At 69.1% G+C, this 10,491-nt stretch carries 10 protein-coding genes and 1 pseudogene; 2 read left to right on the top strand and 9 right to left on the bottom strand.

What is annotated here, in order from left to right; translation table 11 throughout:
• Positions 1 to 830, top strand: an 830-nt coding sequence (locus tag G3I40_RS12720; protein ID WP_164302266.1) for a substrate-binding domain-containing protein, incomplete at its 5' end; no start/stop codon positions are given.
• Positions 831 to 890: 60 nt separating this feature from the next.
• On the opposite strand, the gene prcA is transcribed toward G3I40_RS12720, so the two are convergent.
• The 6 genes and pseudogenes from prcA to arc all read right to left on the bottom strand — a co-directional run bounded on the left by prcA (position 891) and on the right by arc (position 6,818).
• Positions 891 to 1,670 (bottom strand): proteasome subunit alpha, encoded by a 780-nt coding sequence (gene prcA / locus G3I40_RS12715; protein ID WP_164302265.1) that lies wholly within the window; start codon positions 1,668 to 1,670, stop codon positions 891 to 893.
• A 66-nt stretch (positions 1,671 to 1,736) separates the two neighbouring features.
• Positions 1,737 to 2,582 (bottom strand): proteasome subunit beta, encoded by an 846-nt coding sequence (gene prcB / locus G3I40_RS12710; protein WP_164302264.1) that lies wholly within the window; start codon positions 2,580 to 2,582, stop codon positions 1,737 to 1,739.
• Positions 2,534 to 2,743: pseudogene (locus G3I40_RS12705) on the bottom strand (endonuclease VII domain-containing protein); the annotation flags it as partial. The pseudogene G3I40_RS12705 and the gene prcB, both read right to left, overlap by 49 nt.
• Before the next feature lie 146 nt (positions 2,744 to 2,889).
• Complete coding sequence (locus G3I40_RS12700; protein WP_164302263.1) at positions 2,890 to 3,108, bottom strand: ubiquitin-like protein Pup; 219 nt, start codon at positions 3,106 to 3,108, stop codon at positions 2,890 to 2,892.
• A gap of 163 nt (positions 3,109 to 3,271) precedes the next feature.
• On the bottom strand, positions 3,272 to 4,783 hold the full coding sequence (gene dop, locus G3I40_RS12695) for a depupylase/deamidase Dop (protein ID WP_203643939.1): 1,512 nt from the start codon (positions 4,781 to 4,783) through the stop codon (positions 3,272 to 3,274).
• A 268-nt stretch (positions 4,784 to 5,051) separates the two neighbouring features.
• Complete coding sequence (gene arc / locus G3I40_RS12690; protein WP_164302262.1) at positions 5,052 to 6,818, bottom strand: proteasome ATPase; 1,767 nt, start codon at positions 6,816 to 6,818, stop codon at positions 5,052 to 5,054.
• A 264-nt stretch (positions 6,819 to 7,082) separates the two neighbouring features.
• Here arc and G3I40_RS12680 point away from each other — a divergent pair, with 264 nt between their 5' ends.
• Entirely contained in the window at positions 7,083 to 7,397 is a 315-nt protein-coding gene (locus G3I40_RS12680; RefSeq protein WP_164302261.1) for a ferredoxin, read from the top strand.
• 64 nt (positions 7,398 to 7,461) lie between these two features.
• Here G3I40_RS12680 and G3I40_RS12675 read toward each other — a convergent pair whose 3' ends face one another.
• The 3 genes from G3I40_RS12675 to G3I40_RS12665 form a co-directional block, all read right to left on the bottom strand.
• Complete coding sequence (locus G3I40_RS12675) at positions 7,462 to 8,037, bottom strand: hypothetical protein (RefSeq protein ID WP_164302260.1); 576 nt, start codon at positions 8,035 to 8,037, stop codon at positions 7,462 to 7,464.
• Positions 8,038 to 8,267: 230 nt separating this feature from the next.
• Entirely contained in the window at positions 8,268 to 9,173 is a 906-nt protein-coding gene (locus tag G3I40_RS12670) for a tRNA (adenine-N1)-methyltransferase (protein WP_164302259.1), read from the bottom strand.
• Positions 9,174 to 9,252: 79 nt separating this feature from the next.
• Positions 9,253 to 10,491, bottom strand: a 1,239-nt coding sequence (locus tag G3I40_RS12665) for a site-2 protease family protein (protein ID WP_239091697.1), incomplete at its 5' end; no start/stop codon positions are given.

Raw genomic sequence — 10,491 nt, 5'->3', positions numbered from 1 at the left:
GCACCCGCACCGCCCTGCTCGTCGTCCCCGCGCTCACGAACGAGTTCTTCGCGGGCGTCTACACGGGCGCCGCCCGCCTCGCGGCCCGGCACGGCTTCGGCGTCGTCCTCTACCCCTCCCCCGACGGCGTCGGCCCGGCCCGCGACCCGTTCCCCTCGGCCCGCGCCGCCCTGGACGGCATCCTGGCCTCCTCCATGGCCGCCGACGCCGTCGCGGCGCTGCGCGGCGACGACCTGCCCCTCGTCATGCTCGACAGCGACCCGGCGGGCAACCTCGGCGCCACGACCGTGAACCTCGATCTCGCCGACGGCACCCGCCGGCTCACGGACCACCTGCTGGACCTCGGCCACCGGCACTTCCTGCACATCGCCTCGGCGGTCACGTCGTGGACCTTCGACGTGCGCGCGCGGGAACTGGCCGCCCGCACCGGCCGGTTGCCCGGCACCACGGTGCGTACCGTGCGCTCCGCCCTCACCGTCGAGGACGCCCTGGTGGCCACGGAGCGCGCCCTGCGCACCAGTGGCCTCTTCCCGCCCACGGCCATCGTCTGCGACGACGACAAGCTCGCCACGGGCGCCTACAAGGCCGCGCGCCGGATGGGGCTGCGCATCCCCGACCACCTCTCGATCACCGGCTTCGACGACCTCTCCCTGGCCACCGCGGTCGAGCCGGAACTCACCACCGTGCGGCTACCGGCCGAGGAGTTCGGTGAGCGCGGCATGGCGGCTCTGCTGGCCGTCCTGGAGGGCCGCACGCCGGAGACCACCCCGCTCCCGGTCGAGTTGATCGTGCGCGGCTCGACGGCGCCGCCGCCCCGCACCGAGCCGTGACGTGCGTGTGCCCCGGCCGGTTCGGAAACCGGCCGGGGCACACGCACGACGCACCGCGGGCTACTCCTCGGTGGACTCGTCGTCGGAGGAGTCGTCGTCGGACACCGCGTCCGACGCCGCCTTCGAGACCTCGGCAGCGCCCTCGGCCGTCAGCAGCCGCGACAGCTGCCGCCCGGCGATCCGCTTGAACTTGCGCTGCTGCGGCCGCGTCCGGTCGAGGACCGCCACTTCAAGACGCTCCGCGGGGATCTCCCGCTCGCTGCCGTTCGTATCGCGCGACAGCGCCTGGACCGCCAGCTTCAGCGCCTCGGAGAGCGTCATGCCCTCCTGGTGCTGTTGGTCCAGATAGGTGCTGATCTGCTCGGCGTTGCCGCCGACCGCGACCGAGCCGTGCTCGTCGACGATCGACCCGTCGTGCGGCAGCCGGTAGATCTGATCCCCCTCGGAGGTCTCACCGACCTCCGCGACGACCAACTCCACCTCGTACGGCTTCTCGGCGGCGCTGGAGAAGATGGTGCCGAGCGTCTGCGCGTACACGTTGGCCAGGCCACGGGCCGTCACATCGTCACGGTCGTACGTGTATCCGCGCAGATCCGCGTAACGGACCCCGCCGATCCGCAGGTTCTCGTACTCGTTGTACTTGCCGGCGGCGGCGAAGCCGATCCGGTCGTAGATCTCGCTGAACTTGTGCAGCGCACGGGACGGGTTCTCCCCGACGAACACGATGCCGTCGGCGTACTGCAGCACGACCAGGCTGCGACCGCGGGCGATGCCCTTGCGCGCGTACTCCGCGCGGTCGGCCATCGCCTGCTGGGGTGAGACATAGAACGGCGTCGACACCGGCTATCCGTCCCTTTCTGTCAGTAACGCGTCAGTGGGGAACCAGAGGCAACAAGAACGGCCGGCTCAGAGCAGAGCGGCCCGCGGACCGTCCGGCTGCTCCAGCCGCCGCTCCAGGATCGAGCGCGCGATCTCGGACGACTCGTCGTCCGACAACCGCCGGAAACCGTCCTCCGTGATCACCGTGACGATCGGGAAGATCCGCCGTGCCATGTCCGGACCACCCGTCGCCGAGTCGTCGTCGGCAGCGTCGTACAGCGCCTGCACGACCAGCGTCGTCGCTTCCGTCTCCGTCAGATCCTCGCGATAGAGCTTCTTCATCGCCCCACGCGCGAAGACCGAACCGGAACCGGTCGCGGCGTACCCGTGCTCGTCACTGCGACCGCCCGTGACGTCGTACGAGAAGATGCGCCCCTTCTCGCGGTCGACGTCGTACCCGGCGAACAGGGGCACAACCGCCAGCCCCTGCATGGCCATCGCCAGATTCGACCGGATCATGGTCGACAGCCGGTTCGCCTTGCCCTCCAAGGAGAGCTGCGCACCCTCGACCTTCTCGAAGTGCTCCAGTTCGAGCTGGAACAGCTTGACCATCTCGACGGCAAGACCGGCCGTACCGGCGATGCCGACGGCGGAGTACTCGTCCGCCGGGAAGACCTTCTCGATGTCACGCTGCGCGATGACATTGCCCATCGTCGCCCGACGGTCACCGGCGAGCACGACGCCCCCCGGGAACGTGACCGCCACGATGGTCGTGCCGTGCGGGGCCTCGATGACGCCCTGCGTGGGCGGCAACTGCCTGTTGCCCGGAAGGATTTCGGGCTGGTGCTCGGACAGGAAGTCCATGAAGGACGACGATCCGGGCGTCAGGAAGGCAGCCGGCAGACGCCCGGTGCTACGAGGGTTGGCTTCCACGCGTTTCCTTCCAGGTATGCGGCGGCTCGACGGAGGGTGTCGGGATCGTCCCCCAACTTGCCGATGGCCGAATTGCAGTTGAAGCACAGTACGCCACGGACCCTACCCGTCTCATGGCGGTGATCCACATGTGCGGCCGGGGCATCGGGACAGATCGCGCATGCCCGGGGACGTACGGCCTGCGGCATGCCCGCAGGCCGCCGTCCCGCCCCTGGTGTCCGCCGAAGACCTCGTGTCCGTCGAGGACAGCCCGGGGCCGCCGCGCCTCGCGGCGAGAACGCCGTACCCCCTCGCTCATGTACGTGGACTACTGCCCACCCTTTTGCACAAATGACCTCACGAAATCCTCTGCGTTCTCCTCGAGGACGTCGTCGATCTCGTCCAGAACCGAGTCGACGTCGTCGCTCAGCTTCTCCTGGCGTTCCTTGAGGTCCTCGGTCGACTGCTCGTCGACCGCCTGCTCCTCGACCTCCTCGGTGGAACGCGTCGCCTTCTGCTGTCCGCCGCCGGTGTCCTTGGTTGCCATGTCCAGCTCACCCCGCTCGGTTCGACATTCACGTCGTACAGGTCGTTCGTGATCAGAACCCTACAAGTCGGGTCCGACATCGGCCCCGCACTTCGTCCAACGTGCGGAGCCCACCTCTGTGATTCCCCTGCGGCCGACTTTTCAGCCGCGGATCAGCCGGCGATCAGTTTCCGGACAGCACCCGGACCAGATCTTCGGCCGTGCGGCACCGGTCGAGGAGCTCTTTGACGTGGTTCCGCGTTCCGCGAAGCGGTTCGAGGGTCGGGACGCGCTGAAGCGAGTCCCGGCCCGGCAGATCGAAGATCACCGAGTCCCAGGACGCCGCGGCGACGTCGTCCGCGTACTGCTCCAGACAGCGGCCCCGGAAGTACGCCCGAGTGTCCTCCGGCGGCTTCGTACGGGCCGTCTCGACCTCTGTCTCGTCCAGCAGGCGCTTCATCTTGCCGCGCGCCGCCAGGCGGTTGTAGAGGCCCTTCTCGGCCCGTACGTCGGCGTACTGGAGGTCGACCAGGTGCAGCCGGGCCGCGTCCCAGTCCAGGTCGTCCCGACGGCGGTAGCCCTCCATGAGCTCCCGCTTGGCGACCCAGTCCAGCTCCCCGGACAGGCTCATGGGATCGCTCTCCAGGCGGCCGAGCACGTCCTCCCAGCGCGTGAGGACGTCCCTGGTCTGCTCGTCCGCGTCCGCGCCGAAGCGCTCCTCCACGTACTTCCTGGCGAGCTCGAAGTACTCCATCTGGAGCTGTACCGCGGTGAGTGTGCGGCCGCTACGGAGAGTGATCAGATGCTGCAGCGTCGGGTCGTGGGAGACCTGGTGGAGGGTGCGGACCGGCTGGTCCACGGCCAGGTCCACCGCGATGAACCCGTCCTCGATCATGGACAGGACCAGGGCGGTCGTACCGAGCTTCAGGTACGTCGAGATCTCGGAGAGGTTCGCGTCGCCGATGATCACGTGGAGCCGGCGGTACTTCTCGGCGTCCGAGTGCGGCTCGTCGCGGGTGTTGATGATCGGGCGCTTCAGCGTGGTCTCCAGGCCGACCTCGACCTCGAAGTAGTCCGCGCGCTGGCTGAGCTGGAAGCCGTGCTCGTGCCCGTCCTGACCGAGGCCGACGCGGCCCGCACCGGTGACGACCTGACGGGAGACGAAGAACGGCGTCAGGTGGCGCACGATGTCCGAGAAGGGGGTCTCCCGCTTCATCAGGTAGTTCTCGTGCGTCCCGTAGGAGGCGCCCTTGTTGTCGGTGTTGTTCTTGTAGAGGTGGATCGGCTGGGCGCCGGGCAGCTGGGCGGCCCGCTCGGCGGCCTCGGCCATGATGCGCTCACCGGCCTTGTCCCACAGGACGGCGTCGCGGGGATTGGTGATCTCCGGGGAGCTGTACTCGGGGTGTGCGTGGTCGACGTAGAGGCGCGCGCCGTTGGTCAGGATGACGTTGGCCAGACCGATGTCCTCGTCGGTGAGCTGGCTGGAGTCGGCGGCCTCCCGGGCGAGGTCGAAGCCTCGCGCGTCGCGCAGCGGGTTCTCCTCCTCGAAGTCCCAGCGGGCGCGGCGGGCCCGGTGCATCGCCGCCGCGTACGCGTTGACGATCTGGGACGAGGTGAGCATGGCATTGGCATTGGGGTGGCCGGGGACGGAGATTCCGTACTCCGTCTCGATACCCATTACTCGCCGTACGGTCATGCGGCCCTCCTTGCCCGGCGGCGCCCTCGGTCGGGGGCGGCGCTCAAGTACCGCTGGTTCTCCGGTGCGCGCACGGTGCCCGTCCCCGCACTGCGCGACTCGGCGGCATGGAAGAGCCTAGAACGCCTCTGCGCCGGTGGGGAGATCATTTGCGTCATTGCTTCGCTCCGACATCGGGCAGGCGGCCCGGTGGTCGCTGCCCGTTGGTTGCCTGGAAAAACAGTGGGCTGCGGGTACCCGAAACCGGGCACCCGCAGCCCCCTGTCTTTTACAGGTACTGACCGGTGTTCGCCACCGTGTCGATGGAGCGTCCGGTGTCCGCGCCCTGCTTTCCGGTGACAAGGGTGCGGATGTAGACGATCCGCTCGCCCTTCTTGCCGGAGATCCGGGCCCAGTCGTCCGGGTTGGTGGTGTTGGGCAGGTCCTCGTTCTCCTTGAACTCGTCGATGCAAGCCTGCAGGAGGTGGGAGACCCTAAGGCCCTTCTGGTTCTGTTCGAGGAAGGCCTTGATGGCCATCTTCTTGGCGCGTCCGACGATGTTCTCGATCATTGCGCCGGAGTTGAAGTCCTTGAAGTACAGGACTTCCTTGTCGCCATTGGCGTACGTGACTTCCAGGAAGCGGTTCTCCTCGGATTCCGCGTACATGTGCTCCACGGCGGTCTGAATCATGTTGTGGACCGTGGCTCCCCGGTCGCTGCTGTGCTCGCCGAGGTCGTCGGCGTGCAGCGGCAGGCGCTGGGTGAGGTACTTCCCGAAGATGTCCTTGGCCGCTTCTGCGTCCGGACGCTCGATCTTGATCTTCACGTCGAGCCGGCCGGGCCGCAGGATGGCCGGGTCGATCATGTCCTCACGGTTCGAGGCACCGATCACGACCACGTTCTGCAGGCCTTCCACGCCGTCGATCTCGGCGAGCAACTGCGGGACGATGGTGTTCTCCACGTCCGAGCTGACGCCGGAGCCACGGGTGCGGAACAGGGACTCCATCTCGTCGAAGAAGACGATGACGGGCGTGCCCTCGCTGGCCTTCTCACGAGCACGCTGGAAGACGAGGCGGATCTGCCGCTCGGTCTCGCCGACGTACTTGTTGAGGAGCTCAGGGCCCTTGATGTTCAGGAAGAAGCTCTTGCCCTGGCCCTGTCCGGTCACTTCGGCGACCTTCTTGGCGAGGGAGTTCGCGACTGCCTTGGCGATCAGGGTCTTACCGCATCCGGGGGGCCCGTACAGCAGCACGCCCTTCGGCGGCCGCAGCTCGTGCTCCCGGTAGAGGTCCGGGTAGAGGTAGGGCAGCTCGACCGCGTCCCGGATCAGCTCGATCTGGTTGCCCAGGCCGCCGATCTGGTCGTAGCCGATGTCCGGGACCTCTTCGAGGACCAGTTCCTCCACTTCGCTCTTCGGTACGACTTCGTAGACATAGCCGGAACGGGGTTCGAGAAGAAGTGCGTCGCCGGGGCGGATGACGACGTCGAGCAGTGGCTCGGCGAGCCGTACCACCCGCTCCTCGTCGGTGTGCCCCGTCACGAGGGCGCGCTCGCCGTCCTCAAGGATCTCCTTGAGGGTGACGATGTCGCCGACGCTCTCGAACTCCATGGCCTCGACCACGTTGAGCGCTTCGTTGAGCATTACTTCCTGGCCGCGCCTGAGCTCTTCGAGCTCGACGCCGGGGCTCACGTTCACCCGGAGTTTGCGGCCGCCGGTGAAGATGTCGGCGGTACCGTCCTCATTCGCTGTGAGGAAAACTCCGAAGCCGGCCGGCGGCTGCGCGAGCCGGTCGACTTCCTCCTTGAGGGCCACGATCTGGTCGCGGGCCTCTCGGAGCGTGTTCGCAAGCCGTTCGTTCTGGGCGGACACGCCGGCCAGGTTGGTCTGCAGCTCGACGATCCGCTCTTCGAGAATCCTCGTATGACGCGGAGAGTCGGCGAGCTTGCGCCGCAGGACGGCGATTTCCTGCTCGAGATAGGCAATCTGTCCGGCGGGGTCGTCGGACCCTCGTCCCGGGCGGATGCCGCGGTTGATGTCGTCGTCGTGGGCTGCCACGGTCCTCACCTCCTCCAAGGGGAGCTGGACGCTTCCAGACCCTACCTGGGTGGGTGTTGATTGAAACCCCTAGATCACAAAGACGGTCGAGGAGTGTCCGATCTTCACCCTTGCGCTCTCCCTCACGCCAGGGGAATACCCACCCAACAACATCGGAAAGCGGGCGGTTGTAGGGTCGAACTGTTCAACACCCGTCAGGCCTGGCCCGACTTGCTCCTGTGAAGTCGGATTTCCGGGGCCGCGACGCAGGAAACGGCAGGAGACATGACCGTGCAGCAAGAGGCCGGATCCGGCACCGCCACCGGTGTTCCGCTGGAGGTGTGGATCGACCAGGACCTGTGCACCGGGGACGGAATCTGTGCACAGTACGCGCCGGAGGTCTTCGAGCTGGACATCGACGGACTCGCGTATGTGAAGAGCGCGGACGACGAACTGTTGCAGGCACCGGGCGCCTCAACACCCGTACCGCTTCCGCTTCTCACGGATGTCGTGGCGTCCGCGAAGGAGTGTCCGGGAGACTGCATCCACGTACGTCGTGTTTCGGACAGCGTCGAGGTGTACGGGCCCGACGCGGAGTAGGGGTTCCGTCACGCGGAAGGGCCCTGTACGCCGGACGTCGGCGTGCAGGGCCCTTCCCGTCGGCTCAGACGCTGCTCGCGGCGGCCGGGGTGGAGCGGACGAACGACCCGCCCTGCCACTGCCACTTGGCCTTGTCGTGGACGTCCGGGCGGTAGCGCGGGACCGCGTCGGAGGAGTAGCCGTCGAGGGTCGCGGTGACGGCTCCGTCGCGTACGGCGAGGGCGCGGACGGAGAACCGGTCCTTCGGGTCGACGAGCGTGGCGACGATCCTCGGCTTCGCCCCCGGGGGCTGGGTGAGGACGTAGACGCCGTTCGGCGGGGTACCGGAGCCGGCGTCGCAGCGCACGACCGCGACCGTCTCGGGTCTGCCGTCGCCGTCGAGGTCGCCGGAGGCCTTCTTCTGGACGAGGACCTTGACGGGCCCGCAGTTGAGCGGGAAGCGGACCGCCGCCGGGTCGGGCGGGGCGACGGCGTGGGCGGCGGTGCCGACCGGCTTGGAGTCGGCCTGGGCCGCGGTGGCGGAGCCCGGCTGCAGGAAGCCGGAGGCCGCGACGACAGCGGCGAGTGCGGCCGCGGTGGCCAGCCAGTGGACGGGGCGGGTGGTGGTGTGCGCCAGTTCCGGGACGGCGGGTTGCTGCACTAGGAGCGTCTCCTGTGAGGGCTGTGCCGGGGGGATGGCCAGCATCGTGCCATACGTCACAGTGGGGCGGAACGGCGGGGTCCTGATGTGTTCAGCGGTTCCGCAGTGGCCGGTGAGCGCAGTGCTGCCAAGGGGTCAACGAACGGGCGCCGCCACTGAGTTCCCCTTCGAGCCGGGGAACTCAGTGGCGGCGCCGGTGCGTTGTTCGGTGGTACGTGGCCGGGTGCGGGTCAGCGGCCTCGGCTGCCGCCGTCCGCGTTCGGGCCGTCGTAGTCCTCGCCGTACGCGCCCTTGGCGGGGCGGCGGCGGCGCATGGGCGGCTCGACGCCGTCCGCGAGGCGGCGCGCGGTGAGCAGGAAGCCGGTGTGGCCGATCATCCGGTGGTCGGGGCGGACGGCGAGGCCCTCCACGTGCCAGTTGCGGATCATCGACTCCCAGGAGGTCGGCTCGTTGAAGCAGCCGATCTCGCGGATGGACTCGACGGTGCGGGCGAGCTGCGTGGTCGTGGCGACGTAGCAGCACAGGATGCCGCCGGGGACGAGCGCCTTCTTGACGACGTCCAGGCACTCCCAGGGGGCCAGCATGTCGAGGATGACGCGGTCGACGTCCCCGTCCGTCAGGTTGTCCTGGAGATCGCCCACGGTGAGCTGCCAGGCGGGGTGCGGGCCGCCGAAGTAGCGCTCGACGTTGCCCTTGGCGATCTCGGCGAAGTCCTCGCGGCGCTCGTAGGAGTGCAGCATGCCGTCGTCGCCGATGGCGCGCAGCAGGAAGCTGCTCAGCGAGCCTGAGCCCACGCCCGCCTCGACGACGCGGGCGCCGGGGAAGATGTCGGCGAAGGCCAGGATCTGCCCCGCGTCCTTGGGGTAGACCACGGCGGCGCCGCGGGGCATGGACAGGACGTAGTCGGGGAGCAGGGGGCGCAGCGCGAGGTAGGCGACGTTTCCGGTGGTGCGGACAACGCTGCCCTCGGGTGCGCCGATCAGCTCGTCGTGCGGGAAGGAACCCTTGTGGGTGTGGAAGTTCTTTCCCTCTTCGAGCGTGAACGTGTAGTGGCGGCCCTTGGGGTCGGTCAGCTGAACCTGGTCCCCGACCTTGAAGGGCCCGCGCCTGCGGGCGGCACCGGTCGGTTCGGACATGTGAACAGCCTACCGGGCGCGGCGGGGGCCGCTGACCACCGCGTTGCCGTCCCCGCAGGCGGGACTGTCACCGCACGCCCTACCCGGTCGGCCGGGCCATGGCCTTCACGAAGGCGCGTTCCACGTCGGCCGCGGAGAGGACGCCGTAGATGGCGCCGTTGTCCTCGACGACCAGGTATTCGGTCGCCGGGGTCGCGCGCAGGGTGTCGAGGAGGTCCTCGCCGGCGAGCTCGGCGGAGACCCGCATGCCGTCCGTCAAGTCCTGGGTGAGGCTGCTGACCGCGACCCAGGGGCGGCGGTGCTCGGGGATGCCGACGATGGCGGCCTCGCGGACCAGGGAGCGGGGTTCGCCGTCCGCGTCGACGACGACGAGGGCGCGGGCGCCGGCCTCGTTGGCGCGGCGCAGAGCCTCGGAGAGCGGGGTGGCGGATGCGACGGGGACGGCGCGGCGGGTGAGGCTGCGGGCGCGCAGCTCCGGGAGGTGTTCGCGCAGGCGGGCCATGCGCAGGCTGTTGCCCGCGCCGGTCCAGATGATCGCGGCGAGGATGGCGGCGAGCAGGGCGTCCGTGACGGTGTCCATGCCGCTGACGTCCTCGGCGTTCTCGCCGAGCGCGCCGGTCTGGGTGAGCAGCGGCAGGCCGATGAGGACGGTGATCGCGAGGGCGCGGCCGACCCAGGCGGCGGCGATGGTGCCGCTCATGGGCTTGCCGGTGATCTTCCAGACCACGGCGCGGAGCATCCGGCCGCCGTCCAGGGGCAGCCCGGGCAGCAGGTTGAAGGCCGCGACGATGAGGTTCGAGACCATCAGTCCGGCGAGCAGCACGCCGGGCACCGTGCCGGCCTCGACGCCCATCATGCCGAGGTAGAAGAGGCCGGACAGGACGAGGGAGAGCAGGGGGCCGACGAAGGCGAGGACGAACTCGCGGCCCGGGGTCTCCGACTCCTTCTCGATCTCGGAGACGCCGCCGAAGAACTGCAGCTGGATCCGGCGGACCGGCAGCTTGAAGCGCAGGGCGGCGACGGTGTGGGCGAGTTCGTGGACGAGCACGGAGGCGTAGAAGGCGACCGCGAAGAAGAGCGAGACCAGGTAGCGGGCCGCGCCGAGTTCGGGCAGGACGCGGTCGAGCTGGCCGCCGAAGACCCAGGTGATGAGCGCGGCGACGAGGAACCAGCTGGGCGCCACGTAGACCGGGACGCCGAACGGGCGCCCCATGAGGATGCCGCCACGGGGCTCGGGCGGCTTGGCCGGGCCCTTGCGCTTGCCGGAGGTGGCGGCGGTGCGCTCGGGGTGGCGGTCGTGGGGGTGCGCGGGCGGGGC

It is taken from the genome of Streptomyces sp. SID14478, from assembly GCF_010548525.1.
In the GTDB taxonomy this organism is placed as follows: domain Bacteria; phylum Actinomycetota; class Actinomycetes; order Streptomycetales; family Streptomycetaceae; genus Streptomyces.
This window is presented reverse-complemented; position numbering and strand designations above follow the sequence as displayed.